This window comes from Populibacterium corticicola (assembly GCF_042683685.1).
Lineage (GTDB): Bacteria > Actinomycetota > Actinomycetes > Actinomycetales > Cellulomonadaceae > Timonella > Timonella corticicola.
In genome coordinates this window covers 637,876-655,901 of the sequence record NZ_JBHUOP010000002.1, presented here as the reverse complement: position 1 = coordinate 655,901, position 18,026 = coordinate 637,876, and the positions used below count along the sequence as shown (strand labels likewise).

Below are 18,026 nucleotides of genomic sequence, written 5' to 3'. Positions count from 1 at the left end.
GAAAATCCCGCTTGACGAGACTTAGTAAGTAAGGTGTACTTACTATATGACATCGACCGTCGGAAACGCAGGACTACGTTCAACGCGTGGGCTATCAGCTCAAGAATCCTCCAAGGTTTCTCTGGCTGACGTGCGGCAACGCAACCGTGCACTTATCCTGCAAGCCCTTTACAAGGGCGAGCCGCAAAGTCGCGCGGACCTAGCTCGCGCAACTGGCCTGACTCGTGTCACCGCCTCCGATGTTATCTCGGAATTGCTCGAACTCAACCTCGTGGAAGAAGTTGGGCAACGCTCAGAGACGCGAGTGGGAAAGCCAGCCACACTCGTCACCGTGAAATACGAGGCCCACAACATCGTGGCCCTCGAACTGTCCGACGAACAAGAGTTCCGAGGAGCGGTACTTACTCTGGGCGGCGACATCATCAAGCGAGATTCAATCACGCTCGATGGTGAAAAGGGAGACGACGCGCTCAAGAAGGTACTCCAACTAGCGCGCCGCCTCATCAAGAAAGCACATGCGCCGGTACTCGGCATCGGGGTGGGGACTCCGGGTGTCGTGACTGCTCAGGGAGTTATTGCTTACGCCCCTAACCTGGGGTGGTCGAACCTGGATCTCTCATCTGAACTTACCGCGCAGCTTTCGCTCCCCGCCTACGTCGCCAATGACGCAGACACCGCAGTACTTGCGGAAAGCACCTTCGGTGAAGGCAGCGTTGCCGGTCTGATGCTCGTTCAGATTGGCCACGGTGTCGGAGCCGGAATCCTCTGTGACGGACATCTGCTCCGAGGCCCCGACGGAACTGCCGGGGAAATCGGACACACAAAAGTCACAGACGCCGAGATCGAATGTTCCTGTGGTCGGAACGGATGCCTCGAAGCGCTCATCGCGGCACCCCGTCTACGAGCCCGCCTCAAAGATGTTGCCGAACCACAGCGATCTGAAGAACTCACACAAGCAGGCACGATGCTTGGACAAGTGATTGCGCCAGTGGTGCAGGCACTTGGCCTGTTTGACTGCGTGCTGTACGGCCCTATGGAACTGCTAGAAGACCCATTCCTAGAGGCCACGAAGACCACCGTTAACGGTGCCACCAGTCACTTCTCTGACCGGATGATCACCGTACGGCTATCAGCCTTGGGCGGTGACGGTGTGCTATCAGGCGCCGCCGCTCACGTCCTTGGCGGAGAACTAGGGCTGATCTAAAACCCTCGACCCAATCAGCCCGGGAAAGGAAAATCATGAAGCTCGCTCGTCTTGTAGCACTCGGTGCTGCGGCTGCGCTTGCACTGACCGGATGCTCCGACGCAGAAGCACCGGAAGAAAACCCATCGTCGACCGAAACCACGGCTACCGATGACGCACAGATCGGTGGTTCCGTCACCGTATGGCTTGCCGGTGAGACCGACACCCCTGAGACCGCAGTCGAACTGCTCAAGGAGCAGGCGAAGGCGAATCACGGCATCGACGTCAATGTTGAACGCATCGGCTGGGGCGACCTGCTTCCACGCGTTCAGACCTCGATCGGTGACGCATCGACCACTCCAGACATCGTCGAACTCGGTAACACCCAAGTCCCAGCATTTGCAGCAGCAGGTGCATTCTCGGACATCACAGGCCTGTGGGATGAACTCGGTGGCACCGACCTCGGTCTGCCTGGATTCGTTGACGGTGGAACCTACGACAACAAGCTCGTCGCGGCACCTTACTACTCGGGTTCCCGTGTCGTGTTCTACAACACCGATGACGTGAAGGAGATCCCAGCCAACCTTGACGAACTCAACACGCTCGCGGCAGAACTGAACAAAGACGGACACTCCGGCTTCTACCTCGGTGGACAGGACTGGCGTAACGGTATCTCGTGGATCTATGCAAACGGTGGCGACATCGCGAAGCTTGAGGGCGACCAGTGGGTTGGTACCCTCTCAAGCCCAGAGTCCATCAAGGGCCTCGAGCAACTCCAGGAGCTCTACACCAACGGAACCAAGGCAGCCAAGGACGCAACCGACGCTGACACCTGGGTGCCTTTCAACGAAGGTAACGCCTCGATGTTCATCGCTCCAGGTTGGGCAGCGGGCCTGATCGAGATCGACAACTTCTCGGCATTTGCGCTCCCAGGCAACGACGGCAACCCAGCGCCGGTCTTCCTCGGTGGATCCAACATCGGTATCTCCGCGAAGTCCCCAAACCAGGAAGCTGCACAGGCTGTTCTGAAGATCATGCTCGGTGAGGAATACCAGAACATTCTTGCAGTCGCAGGTCTGGGAACCATCTACCCGCAGCACGCTGAACTCGCCGCAGGCGACCCAGTCAAGGAAGCCTCCGTGGCATCTGCAACCAACGGCAAGGTCACCCCGGCTTCGCCTAAGTGGGCTTCGTTCGAAGAGACCAAGAAGATGGAAGAGTTCTTCTTCGAGATCGCACAGGGCGGCGACGTGAAGGAAATCGCGGCTAAGTACGACGCGGTCCTCAACGACGCACTGAACTAATCTCACACACTAGAGTGCCGGGGAGCGCGCCCGTGATACGGCGCGTGACCCGGCACTTTGGTTTTGTCTGGAGGCATGCCAATCATGGCAGATCAAAATCTTGCTGCGGTCGCAGTTACGGGTGATGAACCCACAACTAGTGACCGCGACCCGATGGAGGTTCGGCTGAACAAGCCAAAGCGTTCCATCGGACCCTACCTACTGATTCTTCCAGTCGTCCTCACACTGGTAGCAGCGCTTGCTTACCCCCTTGGGCGCCAAATCATCATGTCCTTTCAGGGTTTCGGGCTGGCGCAACAGCTCGGTACCGCACCACCTGAGTGGGTTGGACTTGATAACTACAAGGCGATCTTCACCGACAGCGCTATCTGGGCGATCATCATTCGCTCGCTCCTCTTCTGCTTTGTCAATGCCGGTGCAACGATGGTTATCGGTATCGCCCTCGCGGTACTCATGACCAAAGTAACGAACACGGCACGCATCATCCTGAGCACCGCGTTGCTCTTCGCCTGGTCGATGCCAGTCATCGCGGCGATGACCGTGTGGAACTGGATGTTCGACTCTGAATATGGCCTCGTCAACTGGGCGTTGCAGAAACTTGGCTTCGACTTCGCCGGTCACTCTTGGCTGGTTGAGCCACTCTCGTTCTACTTCGTGGCAACCGTCATCATCGTCTGGATGAGCGTTCCCTTCGTCACGTTCTCGATCTATTCGGCTCTCACGCAGGTTTCGGACGAAATGCTTGAAGCCGCACAACTTGATGGTGCGAACGGTTGGCAGCGTTTCACTCAGATCATCATGCCAACGATTGCATCAGTCGTGGCAGTCGTATCCGTGCTCCAGGTGATCTGGGATCTACGTGTGTTCACGCAGATTTACTATCTCCAAGGTGTTGGAGGACTGCCATCGAAGACGGATCTGCTCGGAACCTTCATCTACCGGATGGGTATCTCGCAGGCCGAGTTCGGTATCGCATCTGCGGTTGCACTCTTCGTCCTCGTGTTGACCCTTCTGGTTACCTCGGGATACGTCCGCTCGCTGTTTAAGGAGTCAGAATGATTCGCCGTAGAGCGCTCAGCGCGCTAGCAATTGTCCTGGCAGTATTCTGGTTCTTCCCAGTCTATTGGATGTTCAACACCTCGTTGCTTCCAATGTCCAAGGCCCGTACCTCCAACCCGTCGTTCCTCCCCCTCGGAGGAGACTTCTCCGCTTACGAACGCGTGGTGGACGAAAGCTTCTGGTCGTCGTTGCGGCTTAGCCTTTCCGTCACACTCGTCGTTGTGTTCGTAGCGCTTCTGTTCGCGTTCCTGGCTGCGCTGGCGGTCTCGCGTTTCAAGTTCCTGGGACGCAAGGGCTTCATCCTCACGATTCTGGTCGTGCAGATGATTCCAGCGGAGGCTCTCTTCATCTCGCAGTACAAGATGCTGCAGGGATGGGGCGTGCTGAACTCGGTTGCAGGTCTGTCAATCGTGTACGTCGCAGCGGTCCTACCGTTTACGGTGTGGATGCTTCGTGGCTTTGTGGACGGCGTTCCACGCGACCTTGAGCAGGCTGCTCAGATCGACGGCTGCACACCGACGGGAGCGTTTTTCAGGATCACCTTCCCGCTGCTTGCCCCAGGTCTCGTGGCATCCGGTGTTTACGCCTTTCTCCAGGCGTGGAACGAGTTCACGCTCGCAACAGTTGTGATGAGCCCGTCCAACACGACTCTGCCGCTGTGGCTTCGTGGACTTGCCGTTCAGACAAACCAGGCTGTCGACTGGCCCGCAGTGATGGCCGGTGCCGTACTCGTGGCACTGCCGGTCATCGTCTTCTTCATGTTCGTCCAGGGACGTATGACCTCTGGTCTCGTCTCAGGTGCCGTGAAGGGATAGAGCGCCCTGTTACTTAGCCGCGGTGCGGCGCTTCTCACCCTCGAATGGAGAGCGCCGCACCGCGAACTAAACACCAGGTCACGTAGGTGATCTTTGTGAAAGGAATGAAGGTGGAGATCTTCACCAAGGAAACGCGAGACGAACAGGCACGTCTCGCCGCAGACATCATCGAGCAGGTTGTACGCAGTAAGACGAACCCTGTTCTTGGCCTCGCAACGGGGTCCTCGCCCCTGCCCATCTACCAGGAGCTGATTCGTCGCCACCGTGAGGAAGGCTTGTCCTTCGCGCATTGCAGTGCTTTCACCCTCGATGAATACGTGGGTCTCCCGAAGGGGCACCCAGAGTCTTACTATGAGGTTATCCGCAACGAGTTCACACGCCATGTCGACATCGATGACTCCCGCGTGAGCTCTCCTGACGGCTCCGCCGACGGTGTTGAGACATCGGGTGCACGCTATGAGACTGCGATTGCAGAGGCGGGCGGCGTCGACGTACAGATTCTTGGTATCGGCTCGAACGGCCACATCGCATTCAACGAACCGGGATCATCGTTCGACTCGGTCACCCGAATGGAAGAACTGACGGAACAGACCCGTATCGACAATGCACGGTTCTTCGATTCGCTTGACCAGGTTCCCACCCACGCAATGACTCAGGGCCTGGCCACAATCATGAAGGCCCGCAAGATTGTCTTAATCGCAAGCGGCGAAGGCAAAGCCGACGCGGTTGAGGCGATGGTGCACGGGGAGGTGTCACAACAGTGGCCCGCCTCGCTGCTGCAGGGGCACTCCGACGTAACGGTTGTGCTGGATCCGGCGGCTAGCAGCAAACTAATCCCCGCTGCGAGCAACTGACACAACCGGAGTGGTGCAAGACATGGTCAAAATGGAGACTAACCCGCTTGTGGTGGCACTCGATATCGGTGGTACCAACAGCCGCGGTGAAGTGCTTCCATGGGCTGAGGGGGCATTGGGCACACCGATTGCGCGGGCCAGTTTGCCGACTCCGGCAGGAGATGGCGACGCAGTCCTCGCCACGATTGTTGCTTTGGTGCACGACCTGCTGGATCAACTCGATGAGCAGGGGCGTGAGCAGGTAGAGGCAATCGGAGTTGGGGTTCCGGGCATTCATGACGATGAGACTGGAGTGGTCCGGCTCGCCGCCAACCTCGGGTGGGTCAACCGCCCAGTTGCCCGGGAACTGACCGATGCCCTCGGGCTCCCCGTGTATCTGTGCCACGATGTGACCGCAGCGGGGATCGGGGAGCAACGTCTGGGCGCCGGATGCGGTGCACCGGACACGCTTGCGGTGTTCCTGGGCACCGGGATCGCGGCGACGATTGTCTCGAACGACAAACTCATCCGCGGTGGTATGTTGCACGGCGCACGTCAGCCAGCGGGGGAGATCGGCCACATGCCTATCGTCCTTGATGGCCTTGAGTGTGCCTGTGGACAGCGTGGTTGTTTCGAGATGTACTGTTCTGCCCGCGCCTTCGGTCGCATCTATAGCGAGCATCTGGGCGTGGACCCAGAAGGTCCGGAGGGCAAGACCTCAAAGGATCTCGTCGACGCCCTGCCTCATGATCCGACAGCCCGCGAGGCCTGGGACCTGGCCACCCGGTACCTCGCGCATGGCCTGCTGAGCGCCGCGACGGTCACTGGACCAAGCCGTATTGTCCTTGGCGGCGGGCTTTCGGCCGCAGGCGAGGTACTGACCGATGCGGTGTCGATGCACTTGAAGGAGATGGCCAAGGTCCTCCAAGTGCCAGAGGTCGTGCTGGCTGAGCTGGGACCTCGAGCCGGAACCCTGGGTGTTGCACTGTTGACACTTGACCGGCTGCTCTAAAGCTCACGTCACGGAAGGTATTTGCGCTAGTTCGGGGTGCGAATGCTCAACGTGACGTGTCCCGCGGAAGGTCTGCACCCCATGAGTGCGGACCTTCCGCTTTTTCATGCCCAGCGTGAGCGTGCCCTGTGTGGGTGCTGGAAGACGGCTGTCGCTGGAACTGCCCGTGTCGTCGGCAATCAGGTCGCGCTACAGCGCGACGCCCATCCAACTCGTCGCAAGCCAGCCGGAGCCCGTCGGTTCCATCGAGACAATGCCCGTGTTGACCACGGGATGCCGCGCGAACAGTTCCTCGGTGAGATTCTTGCATTGCACACCGGACCACAATGAGATGAGCGCTCCGTGCGCCACGACCGCAACGTTCTCGGCACCCGTTGCGGAGACCTCGTCGAGTGCCGCCATGAACCGTTCCAACACCTCGTGTCCATTGGTCCCGTTCGCCAGGCGCACGTCGAGATCACCAAGGATCCATCGTGTGATGGTGCTCTGATATGCGGCCCGGTCAGCAGGCTTCGTGCTCATCTCCAGGTCTCCCGCTGAAATCTCTCGGAAGCCGTCCAGCACGTTGATCTCCAGACCTTTGGACTGCGCAAGTGGTGCTGCGGTTTGTTGGGTGCGCAGTGCAGTCGACGCCCACACCGAATCTAGTTTCACGTGTGAAAAATTTTCGACGAGGGCCAGCGCCTGGTCGCGACCAGTCGGCGTGAGTGATGGGCCGGGTATCGCGGTGTCGAGCGCACCCGTGACGTTTGAGGAAATCTGACCGTGACGGATGAGGTGTAAGTGCTTCACAGTGTCTTCTTAATGTGGCTCGTATAACTTTGAGGGAAGCCTATCAAGGCGGCTCGAGAGACCTTATCAGCGGCGATGAATCAGGGAGGAATGATGGCGAAACTTCAGGTGAAACGTATCTACGACACTCCCACTGACAAAGACGGATTCCGGGTGCTCATAGACCGGCTGTGGCCTCGCGGCGTCAGCAGGGAACGGGCGGATATCGACCTATGGCTCAAAGACATCGCTCCGTCTACGCAAGCGCGTACGGAGTTCGGGCACCGTCCAGAGAAGTTTGCCGAGTTCACGGCGAGATACCGAGCGGAACTCGACCACAATGCGGAGGCTGTTGCGACTGCCCTGCAACTGCTTCGCGAACACGGCACGGTGACTCTGCTCATCGCGGCGAGAGATCCCGAATGCAATCACGGTATCGTGCTGCGCGAATATCTGGCCGAAGCCTTTGAACGGGCGGGCAACGGAAAAATCTCCTAGTGGTCTGTCGAAGTGCCGCCACAGGTCATCGAGATGGTGTACCCCATCGGAAAATGAGACGCACTGGTTACGAGTGTCGGAGGCTCGATATAGGCTGATCCCAGTTGAGATGAAGAGCCTTCTGGTCGCCATCTCACGTAAATCACGCCGCACTGTGGAGGCAAGATGCTCAAGAGGATCAAAAGCGCACTGTCGAAGGTCAAGGAATCGACAGAAAGTGGAGGATTGGACCAGCCGGTCTCCGGCAAGGGATCGAGTAGACGCTCGGGTCCGAGCAAAGAACTCACACATGCGCTCTTCCCTCTTGAGGCATACGACCCCGAACTGTTCCGGAGGGTTGTTGACTACGTGCACTCTGGCGATGGCCCCGAGGTGCTGCTTGACGTTGAGTCGCAGCCAGCAGAACCGTTGACGGGATTCCTCGCTGCACCGGGCCAGTCCCGGTACTGGGTCGATTTCCCGGAGGAGACCATAAAGAAACTCAAGCCCTGGGGCGTGAAAGACTATCGCGACGGTATCGCGAAGGTCCGCGGCGCGCGGCGCGGTTTTTACCTCAACGAGCCTGACCTGGTGCGGATCGCACGTTTCGGTCGGATCATTGCCGCAGTCGGCGAGGGACCGAACAGGGATCTGCCGAGTATCCCCGCATGGCTCCATGCACTCGTGAACGATTTCGCATCCGTCATACCGCTTGAGGGCAAGGAGAGCAAGGCCTATCTCGGTGCCGGCTCCCGTATCGCCCCTCGGTTCATCGAGGGACTCGTGCACAGCGAGGACACCGAACTCAGCACGGAGCAGTTCGTCGCCCTTCTCTTCGAGTCAGGCGGTTATTCGTGGGGGATGAGTAGACCACAGGAGTTTCATGGTGTTTCCGAGTTCCTCACGTCGCGTGGGGCAGAGGTCGATGGGGCGGCACTACGTAAGGAACTGTCGCTCGACGGGCTTGAAGAACTGCTCAAGATGCTCAAGGAGAACGGAGCGGCTGCTCAAGCGTGGAGTGGCGTGCTTGGTGGTTATGCGATTGACAGTTCGAAGCGGCTTCGTGTCGCTGCGCTCGATGTTCTGGGAGACCTTCCCCTGGAGGTTCAACTCGGTGTTCTCGACCAACCCCTCATGACGGTTGCCCCGGCGCGAGCGAGGGAACTGCTGGAGCACCTTGTCACGACAGAGAAGGGCCGTGAACTACTGGATCGGGCTATCGAGGCAGGCGCCAAGGTCAGTAAGGTCGCCGCAGAGAAAAGGCAGCGGCAAGATGCAGTTGACCTCGTGAAAGAGCCTGAGGCCATAGAACTTCCGCCCTACGAGCCGATTCGTCAAGTTATTGATGAGCCCACTACCCGCAAAGAAATTAACAAACTGATAGAGCAGCGGAAAAACCTAGAGGGAGATTACGGGTGGGCAAAAAGCGCTCGAGCGCAAGCACAGAAAATTAAGAATTCTGACGTAGATGACCTTATCGCAACGCTACGTGGTGACACACCTGCCAGCACCCTCCCGAAAAATCAGATCGTTACTGCGTTAGGTGCCAACGGTCTACTCTACGGTTTGACAAGTATTGGAACATACGGGGCTTTGCTGCTGGCGCAAGCTCAAGATCTCTTCAGTACGTGGGTCTTACAGAAACATGTGAACCCCGCCGACGATCTGCGAGCCATTTACGAGTGCATGAGAGACCTAGGGTTTACTCGCGAACAAACCGCGTTGCTTTATCACAATGGAGCAGTTGACGCTGATGTTGCATGGCCGTTTTTTGTGGAAAATCCAGGTTTACTGGAGGGCTGGTTTGCAGGAGGAATTGACGAGCAAAAACGCCTAAACGAACTCATCCAAAGCTTCCCGGCACTTCCACAATCAGTACTTGAAACTCTCGCTAAAAACGCGCTAAGTGAAAGTGGCGTGGCCCGTAAGCAAGCGCAGCACTTACTGGGGGGACACCCCATCGCCGCAACGCTCGCACTCCAAGGAATCGACTCGGGCACGAGCGCAGTAGCTGCGTCGTGTGCGCAGTGGTTGGCAACGATCAAAGACCCCGCAGTGCTCCCGGAACTCACAAAGCGGGTGGAGAAGGAGAAACGCGACCTTGTGCGTGCCGGACTGCTCAGCGCGATTGACGCCAGTGGAGGCGATACGAGCAAGTATCTATCGCCCGAACGGTTGGCAGCGGAAGCCACCAAGGTGCTTCGAGCCAAACTGCCCAAGTCGCTTGACTGGCTCCCGTTCGATCTTGTGCCAACGGTGCACTGGCGTGGAGGCGAAGTAGCGGATAGAGACCTTATCAAGGCGTGGATCGTGCTCGCGGATAAAACCAAGAACCCCGATGGGTCAGGTTTGCTTGCCCGTTACCTCGGCCTGCTGGATCCTCATGATGCCGAAGAGCTCGGGCGTTTCATCGTGCAGGCGTGGATCGCCCAAGACACAGCTCACCCAAGTGAGGAAGACAGCCACGAATATGCGCAGGCTCATGCTCAGCAGCGATATGACTGGGCCCAGCGATCAATAGAGCAGGGCCGCAAACGCCCAGAAGGACCGTATGAGTGGGAGCTTACGTACGAGGGCTGGATGCTTGAAGACTTCCACAAGGAACTGTTCCGCGAACACCAGAGCACCTATCTGGGTAGCGCCCAGGCAGACAAGGGTCTACTCGGATTCTCCGTGACGATCTCAGGAACCGAACTTGGGCAGATGGTGCAGTCCTATATCAAGGAACACCGCGCCCGCCGCGCTCAGGTCGAGGCCTTGACGTATGCGCTGTACGGCAATGGGCAGCAGGGCGCCCTGCAAGTGCTCATGGCCATTGCCCGACAACACCCGCAGCGGACCGTCAAGGAAGTTGCCAACACGCTCGTTGCGCGTGTCGCGGAAGATCGAGGATGGAGTCCCGCAGAACTTGCGGACAGGACCATCCCCACGGCTGGTTTCGATGAAGACGGCCTGCTCAGACTGCCGTTCGGTTCGCGAGAGTTCATCGGGCGCATGACTGGATCTGGCACGATCGAGTTGACGAATCCCGCGGGCAAGGTCATCAAGGCGCTGCCCAAGCCCAATGCCGGTGATGACGAGGAACTCGCAGGAGAATCACGCAAGGCACTGACCGCAGCACGTAAGGAACTCAAGGCGGTTCTGGGGATTCAAAGGGCACGTCTACACGAGGCCATGTGCGCCCAGCGGACCTGGAAGGTCGAGGATTGGACCCTCTACCTGCGAAGGCATCCAATCCTTGGTCAACTCATCAGCAAACTCGTGTGGCTTGCGCAAGACGGTGAGACTACTCAAACGTTCCGTCCGACAGAAGACGGCGATCTGATAAACCTGAACGATGACTCCATAGAGCTGTCAGACAGTGCGCTCGTCAGCGTTGCCCACCGAGCACTCATGAGTGATGAAAACGCAGCCGCGTGGCAGGAACACCTGTCCGACTATGAGGTCGCTGCATTGTTTGATCAGTTTGGTGCGAGTGTCCCGCAGTACAACGAAGATGCGAACTCACTGGAAGACCTCAAGGGGCATATGACTGACACGTTCAGTTTCCGTGGTGTAGCGACAAAACGCGGTTATCGTCGCGGTCAGGCAGAAGACGCCGGGTGGTTCAGTGAGTACACCAAGGAGTACGGCGAACTGGGAATCACAGTGCGTATGGAGTTCACGGGTTCCTATCTCCCCGAGGACAATATTCCGTGTGCAACCGAATCGGTGTACTTCAGTACGGGACGCAAGGATCTGAAATTGAAGGACGTCCCCAGGATTCTCATCGCAGAGGCCTATGCAGACTATGTGGCGCTTGCCGCGCTCGGCCCGTTTGACCCCAAGTACCGCGACAAGTCAGGAATCTAGATGACGCACTCATCCACCGGCACAGATGTTGGCGCGACAGATGAACAGGCGCTCGCGACGGATCAGGCGAAAGCACAAGAACTCAAACCACCGGCCGAAGTCCGGTTCGCTCATGAACTCAAGGCACTCGCCGAGCGTGATGCCGCGCTTGGGCGCTCCGTGCCACCCGGCTGGAACCTCAGCCCGAAGGCGGTCAGAGAGTTTATCGTCGGACACGAGGAAGCAGGTGCCACCCGGAAGTTCTATGGTGATGATCCACTCGTGGACCGGGCCATCGTATCGCTGCTGGGGCGTCAGGGGCTCATGCTCGTAGGCCCTCCGGGAACCGCCAAATCGATGCTCTCCGAGCTGCTCTCGGCAGCCATCAGCGGCACCTCGACTCTCACGGTTCAAGGTTCAGCGGGAACCACTGAGGATCACGTGCGCTACTCGTGGAACTATGCCCTGCTCATCGCAGAGGGCCCAAGCAGACGTTCCCTCGTTCCGTCCCCGATCTACCAGGCGATGGTGGCGGGGAAGATCGCACGATTCGAGGAGATCACGCGGTGTGCTCCGGAGATTCAGGACACCCTGATCTCAACCCTCTCCGAGAAGCAGCTCATGATTCCCGAACTTTCTGATCGAGTGTCCGCTGCCCCTGGGTTCAACGTGATCGGAACGGCAAACCTCAAGGACCGCGGCGTACACGAGATGTCCGCCGCGCTCAAACGCCGATTCAACTTCGAGACCGTGCACCCCATCAAGGACAGGGCGTACGAGGCCGAACTCATTGCCAAAGCCCTGGACACCGAACTCGGCGCTGACCGTCCGCCTCTTGCTCCCGATGTACTCAACCTGCTGGTGACCACGTTTGCCGATCTACGGCACGGTGCCACAGGAGAGGGCACGCCCGTCAAGGTTCCAGGTGCGGTCATGTCAACGGCGGAGGCAGTCAACGTTGCCGTCGCGGCATCAATGTCCGCCACCTACTTTGGCAATGGAACCGTACAGCCCACCGACATCGCGCAGCAGATTGCGGGTGTGGTGCTCAAGGGCGAGGAGGAGGACGCCAAGAAGATGCGCCACTACGTGGACTCCGTCGTGCGTGAGAGAGCGCGTAAAGACAAGAAATGGCGCGAGTTCTTCACTGCCTCCGAGGCACTGTGGAACTGAAAAGCACGGTGGAACTGAAGGACAGCGGGGGAGACCACGCAGGTGCAGCGGTTCCAGACAGGCTTCGACGTTTCCTCGAATCGCTTGGACAGTGGCGTGAACGAGGCATTGTCTTCGTGCCTATTCGCCACCATTCGCCTGGATGTTCGCAGGCGCTCACAGCGTTGCTCGAGGAACTGGCACCGGCGCGCATTCTGATCGAGGGGCCGCGTGAATACACTGCTCTGTTGACCGCGTTGGGCAGTGACCAGTGCGTTCCCCCACTGTCGGTGCTCTCAACGAGTGACTCTGGAGCAGCGTTCTACCCGTTGGCACCGTTCTCACCGGAGTGGGTGGCGCTGCGATGGGGTATCAAGCACGGAGCGGTTGTCGACTTCATCGATCAGTCCTATGCAGATCAGCCGGACACCGACGACTTCGAGGTCCACACGCTGCAACGTGAAGCCCACCTTGCCCGCTCGGAAGCGCTCGCAGCGTTGGCCCGGCGCCTTGGATGCCGGGATCATGATGAGGTCTGGGAGCATCTGTTCGAGGTGCGCGGCACGCGGGGCACCACGCAATGGCGGGAGTTTTTCGACGAGGTGGCTGCCTGGTCCGGCATTGCACGCTGTGAGTATGGAAGGCGGGAACTCGATGCGGACGGCACGCACTCGCGTGAGGCAGTCATGCTTGCGGTGCTCGAACAGCACCTACGGGACCGAGAGTCGAGGAACGAGTCGGGTCCGGTTGTGGTGGTGACAGGTGGGTTCCATACGCTCGGCCTTGTGGACGCCCTTGACGGGCGGAGCGAAGGCTCCTGGGTTCGAGAGTTCCCGGTGAAAGGGCTCGACTCGCAGCGTGAAGCCTATCTTGTGCGCTACGACTACACCCGCCTCGATGGGTTGCGTGGCTATGGTGCGGGAATGCCTGCCCCTGGCCTGTGGAATCGGTCCTGGCAAGCGCGCACGAGCGGAAAGACTGCGCAGGAGTTCGTGTTGGGCGTGATCCTCGACGTGGTGGGTCGGGCCCGCGAGGACGATGAACTCATTCCAACTGCGACAGTGCAGGCCGCAGTGGAGCAGACGCTGATGCTTGCGGACCTCCGTGATCGGGCGTGGCCCGGCCGCACCGATATCCTCGACGCGATGCTCAGTTGCCTCGTACGCGACGAGTTCGGGTTCACGGGTCCGCTTGCGGCTGCGCTCACGGATACCTTTGGCGGTAACGAACTCGGCCAGATACCGGACAACGTTGCCTCCCCACCACTTGTCACCGAAGCACGGGCGAAGGCGCAGGGCCTGAGATTCTCGGTGGACACCTCGCAGCCGAAGCAGGTGTCGCTCGATACGGCCCGAAAGCCTGGACACGTGCGCAGACGCGAGTTCCTTGCGCTCATGCGGTTCATCGGCTCAGGGTTCGCCACGCAGATCTCCGGTGCCGATGTGGTGCGCGGACGCGATCTTGGACTGCTCTTCGAGGAGTGGGAATACGCGTGGACGCCCATGGTTGAATCCCGCCTGATCGATTTGAGTGCAACCGGCCCAACCCTCGACACCACAGTGGCAGCGACACTTGCCCGCAGGCTGGCTGAACTAGGCGTTGATCCGCAGCAGCAGGCCCAAGGAGCACATCCCGTACAAAGCCCACAGCCCGGAAACTCGCGGTCGGCACCTCGGCCTACTGCTGGCGGAAGCACATTGCCGCACGCGCAGGCAGCCAAAACACCACAGCCAGCACAGATCGCGGGACTTATCTGTGAGATCGCAGCCTTTGGTGGGCATTCCTATCTCGATCGGGTGCTGGAACGCCTTGCTCACGTCATGAGCGAGGAACCGCACGTCAGCGAACTCGTAACGACCCTCCACACACTCGCCGATCTTGTCGAGAACCAGGGCCGTCTTGATCTCAGTAATCATGTGGACCAGGTGCAAGCGATTATCGTGCAGGGATTCGAGACCCTGCGATACCAACTTCCCACCGCTGTCCGGGTTGAGGGTGAGGATCGCGAACAGCTGGTGACCACGCTGATGTCAATACGTGACCTGTTACATCGCGGCGCAACACCTGACGATGCGACAGAAAACCTACGCGTGACGCTGGGCCGATTACGCGAGGACACCTGCACCCCGCAGCGGATCGTGGGTGCGCTCGTGGGACTCGCCTACGTTGACGGCGACCTCAGCCACACCGAAGCCATCGCACGTGTTGCCATAGCGTTCAGTCCTGTTGCCGACCCGGAGAGCCTGACCGAGTTCCTGCTCGGATTGATGCGGGTTGCGCCTGACATGGTGTTGCACAGCCCGGAACTCTTGGAGGCGGTGGACGGGCAACTCGCTCGGTTCGACGACCAGGCGTTCCGTGCGGTGCTGCCTGACCTGCGCCAAGCATTCGGGAGTCTCAAGCCTTTCGAAACGCACACTCTCGCGGATAATGTGGCCAGACTTCACAACGCCCAGGTCAGTCAGATTGATGTGCGCTTGAACGCCGCGCCGCAGGATATCGCGTATGGCGCAGCGATAGAGAAGTTGCTTGCGAGTTCGCTTGAACGTGACGGACTGGGGGAGTGGGTGCGATGACACGGCAATACGAACCAGCGCAACCGCATGAACCGACGTTTGCAGACGACCAGGCGATGCTTCGCCGATGGCGCCTGATCCTTGGACGTTACGCCGAATCGGAACTTCCCACTGCGCAGCAGGACCGCGAGATCGATCAGGCGCTGGGATATCTCTATGACCGCCAGTACACCTCCCGCGGGCATCGACACGGAACGGGGACACGTCCCGCAAAGACCGGTGGCGGCTCGCAGGGTTCTGCACCGACGGCGGTCTCGTGGCTGCACGCAACCCGCGAGTTCTTCCCCCAATCGACGTTCGAGCGTATGGAACGAGATGCGATCACGACCTACGGAATGGACGACCTGCTCGCAAACCCCGATACGGTGGAATCCCTGCCGGCAGACCCGGCACTCGCAGCGACGCTGCTGCGTATGCGCGGCAAGCTCAACCCCGAGACAGCGCAGGGACTACGCATCCTGATCCGCAAGGTCGTGGAGGATATCCTCGAACGACTCAAACCCAAGTTCGCCACGAGTCTGACGGGTTCGCGCCAACGGTTTAGACGCAGTTTCCACGCCTCTTCCAAGAACCTGGACTGGCGCAAGACCATTGCGGTCAATCTGAAGAACGTTGACCCAAACACAGGCCGAATGTTGATTGATGATGTGCGGTTTGTGTCGCGTCAGCGTCGCCAGAACCTCAACTGGGACGTCATCGTGCTGGTTGACCAGTCGGGCTCCATGGCGCAGTCGCTCCTGCACGCGTCGGTTTCGGCTGCGATCATGTCAGGCTTGGCGGGCGTGAACGTATCGCTGTTGTTGTTTGACACCTCGATAGTGGATATGACCCATCTTGCGCACGACCCGGTTGAGGTGCTGATGACCTCGCAACTCGGCGGTGGCACGGACATCGCCCGGGCACTCGCGTATGCCGAGCAGCGGGTCACCCAACCGAGCCGCACGGTGATAGCGCTGATCAGTGACTTTGATGAGGGCGGGCCGGTTGCCTCCCTGATCTCGACCACACGCCGTTTGGCGGAATCGGGCGTGACGATGCTTGGGCTCGCAGCGCTCGAGGACAACGGCACGCCCTGGTACAACGAGAGCGTGGCCGGGAGGCTTGCGGGAGCAGGTATGGATATCGCCGCGATGACGCCGGACCGGTTCGCTGAATGGCTCGGCGAGGTGATGGCATGACCGTGCTCCCAGCGTGGCTTGCCGCAACGGCTGCCCTCAGCGATGATGCGCTTGCTGAACTGGGCAACAGGGGCCTGATCCGGCGGGCTCAAAAGATCGAGGTATCCCTCCTCGAAGTCGCCGCCAAGCAGGTGAGCGTGACGTGTGCTGGAACGGACCAACTCGTCGTCAAGCTGGTGCCACATGGGCCGCAACAGGCGGCCTGCCCCTGCCCAGCGGCGGGAGTATGCGTGCACGTCATCGCCGCGTGCCTGTGGGCACGCACGGTAGAGCTTCCCGACGAGCCCGCACCTGCCGCCGCTCCCTCACCCACCAGCAGGGTTGTTGTGCGCGATACGCAGACCACTGTCGCGGCGGCGATCGTACGGGAACGGGGAACAGAATGCGAGACGGCCCAGTACGCGATTGACGTGGTGGAGGCGCTGCTCGGGTTGGGGCTATCGCATCTTTCCCGGCAGTCGCACGAGAGGTTGCGGGGTGCGGCGCAGCGCGCAAAGACGGGAAAACTGCGGTTGCTTTCCCTGCTACTGGAGGCTGCAGCCGGGCAGGTGGCCCAACTTGCGGATGATCGGGACGAAATAGATGAGAAGCAGGTGCTGTCGGCCCTTGCGCAGGTGTGGGCCGCTGGGCACGCGATACTGAGGGCATCGTGCGCGGCTGAATTGCCCGCTAATCTGCGTGGCATCGCAGACTCGGAAACCGTGGACACCGGAATGCTCGTACCACTCGGCGTGCGCTGGTGGACCAGCGCGGCGGGGGCGCGTGGCTACACCGCCTACTGGTGGGACCGAGACAATCGGAGGGTGGAGACTCTGACCAATGGGCGCTCTAAGGGGAGCGACCCGGGCTTCACCAAGTCGTGGACTGCGCCACTGCTCTTGGGGCGGTCCCTGGAAGCGATCAGCAACAGCACCATTCGACTGGAGGGCGCGGAGCGAGACGGCACGGGGCAGCTCAGAGCCACTGCACGCACGAAGATTGCTGCGGTAGATACGGTGGAGGAACTTGACCTCACCGAAATATCGCGGCAGATCGGTGTGGGCGTGGATCCGGCAACTGTGGGATTTGGTCGTTCTGGAACGCGTGTGCAGGTGATAGTGGTCCGCGAGACTGCACGTGAACTGTTGCTCGATGAGATCAATCAGGAACTTGTGTGGGTGGTGGTTGACCAGGAGAGGAATCGGCACGAACTACGCGTTGCAGCGGCGGGTGTGGAACAGAATGCCGTGACCCTGCTACTTGCCTTTGAGCAGCACGTGAGGGCCGTCGTGGTGATCGATGGTGCGCTGCCCATTGCCGTGTTTGCTGGGAAGCCGCCGCGAAACCTGTCACTCAGTTTGACTCGGGTGGCTGCGCCTCCTGCGGTCAGTACCAAGCGGGGACAGAGGAAGAACGAGGCACTCGTTGGGAAGGTGCGTTCTGCGAGCACTGACGTGTATGCGGCCCGACGGGCGGAATACGGGCGTAACGAGATCGAACGCTGGGCAATCCGTACGCGCGATGTGCTGACAGGGCTTGCGGCCACCGGCGTTGGGGGTGGGTGGTTGCTTGGAAGGCGCCTACGAGAGCAGATCGATTCTCTGGCACTGCAAGCGGATGAGCTCGGATTGGCGGTGGCTGCTCGGCTGTTACGTGAGGTAGGGGCCGTCGAGGAGGGTGAGCGCAACCCGGCAGCCGAGGTCCTGCAGGCTGTGTTCGTGACGGAACGGATCGCGAACATCTCCAGGCTTTCAGCCTTGGAGCCCTCTTAGTCCAAGGTCCCGTATAACCCAGAGGAAAATGCTGTTCATGCGACTTTTCCGTGGCATTTGAGTAAATAATTAGGTTAGTATACT

Annotated in this window: 13 protein-coding genes; 12 read left to right on the top strand and 1 reads right to left on the bottom strand. The window is 59.7% G+C overall.

Features of this window, described 5'->3' with window-relative positions; all coding sequences use genetic code 11:
* Nucleotides 1-46 precede the first annotated feature (46 nt).
* The 6 genes from ACFSYH_RS06560 (at nt 47) to ACFSYH_RS06535 (ending at nt 6,206) form a co-directional block, all read left to right on the top strand.
* Complete coding sequence (locus ACFSYH_RS06560; protein WP_377465975.1) at nt 47-1,204, top strand: ROK family protein; 1,158 nt, start codon at nt 47-49, stop codon at nt 1,202-1,204.
* Between the two features lie 35 nt (nt 1,205-1,239).
* Nucleotides 1,240-2,487 (top strand): extracellular solute-binding protein, encoded by a 1,248-nt coding sequence (locus tag ACFSYH_RS06555; protein ID WP_377465972.1) that lies wholly within the window; start codon nt 1,240-1,242, stop codon nt 2,485-2,487.
* Nucleotides 2,488-2,571: 84 nt separating this feature from the next.
* Nucleotides 2,572-3,546 carry a carbohydrate ABC transporter permease gene (locus ACFSYH_RS06550; RefSeq protein ID WP_377465970.1) on the top strand — a complete coding sequence of 325 codons (975 nt, stop codon included), beginning with the start codon at nt 2,572-2,574 and terminating at the stop codon, nt 3,544-3,546.
* Nucleotides 3,543-4,361, top strand: a complete 819-nt coding sequence (locus ACFSYH_RS06545; RefSeq protein WP_377465968.1) for a carbohydrate ABC transporter permease — start codon at nt 3,543-3,545, stop codon at nt 4,359-4,361. Before ACFSYH_RS06550 ends, ACFSYH_RS06545 begins: the two co-directional genes overlap by 4 nt.
* Nucleotides 4,362-4,465: 104 nt before the next feature.
* A complete protein-coding gene (nagB, locus tag ACFSYH_RS06540) occupies nt 4,466-5,215 on the top strand; it encodes a glucosamine-6-phosphate deaminase (RefSeq protein WP_377466105.1) in 750 nt (249 codons plus the stop codon).
* Between the two features lie 22 nt (nt 5,216-5,237).
* Nucleotides 5,238-6,206 carry an ROK family protein gene (locus ACFSYH_RS06535; RefSeq protein WP_377465966.1) on the top strand — a complete coding sequence of 323 codons (969 nt, stop codon included), beginning with the start codon at nt 5,238-5,240 and terminating at the stop codon, nt 6,204-6,206.
* Nucleotides 6,207-6,395: 189 nt separating this feature from the next.
* On the opposite strand, the gene ACFSYH_RS06530 is transcribed toward ACFSYH_RS06535, so the two are convergent.
* Entirely contained in the window at nt 6,396-6,998 is a 603-nt protein-coding gene (locus tag ACFSYH_RS06530) for a histidine phosphatase family protein (protein ID WP_377465964.1), read from the bottom strand.
* 93 nt (nt 6,999-7,091) lie between these two features.
* On the opposite strand from ACFSYH_RS06530, the gene ACFSYH_RS06525 reads away from it, so the two are divergent.
* From ACFSYH_RS06525 to ACFSYH_RS06500, 6 genes are all read left to right on the top strand, one after another.
* Nucleotides 7,092-7,475: a DUF488 domain-containing protein gene (locus tag ACFSYH_RS06525; protein WP_377465962.1), complete on the top strand. Its 384-nt coding sequence runs from the start codon at nt 7,092-7,094 to the stop codon at nt 7,473-7,475.
* Nucleotides 7,476-7,640: 165 nt separating this feature from the next.
* Nucleotides 7,641-11,306 carry a DUF4132 domain-containing protein gene (locus tag ACFSYH_RS06520; RefSeq protein WP_377465960.1) on the top strand — a complete coding sequence of 1,222 codons (3,666 nt, stop codon included), beginning with the start codon at nt 7,641-7,643 and terminating at the stop codon, nt 11,304-11,306.
* On the top strand, nt 11,307-12,458 hold the full coding sequence (locus ACFSYH_RS06515; protein WP_377465958.1) for an ATP-binding protein: 1,152 nt from the start codon (nt 11,307-11,309) through the stop codon (nt 12,456-12,458). It begins immediately after the preceding gene.
* A complete protein-coding gene (locus tag ACFSYH_RS06510; RefSeq protein WP_377465956.1) occupies nt 12,449-15,013 on the top strand; it encodes a DUF5682 family protein in 2,565 nt (854 codons plus the stop codon). The genes ACFSYH_RS06515 and ACFSYH_RS06510 overlap by 10 nt, the downstream gene beginning before the upstream one ends.
* A complete protein-coding gene (locus ACFSYH_RS06505) occupies nt 15,010-16,191 on the top strand; it encodes a VWA domain-containing protein (RefSeq protein ID WP_377465954.1) in 1,182 nt (393 codons plus the stop codon). Before ACFSYH_RS06510 ends, ACFSYH_RS06505 begins: the two co-directional genes overlap by 4 nt.
* Entirely contained in the window at nt 16,188-17,942 is a 1,755-nt protein-coding gene (locus ACFSYH_RS06500) for a hypothetical protein (RefSeq protein ID WP_377465951.1), read from the top strand. The genes ACFSYH_RS06505 and ACFSYH_RS06500 overlap by 4 nt, the downstream gene beginning before the upstream one ends.
* Nucleotides 17,943-18,026: the final 84 nt, after the last annotated feature.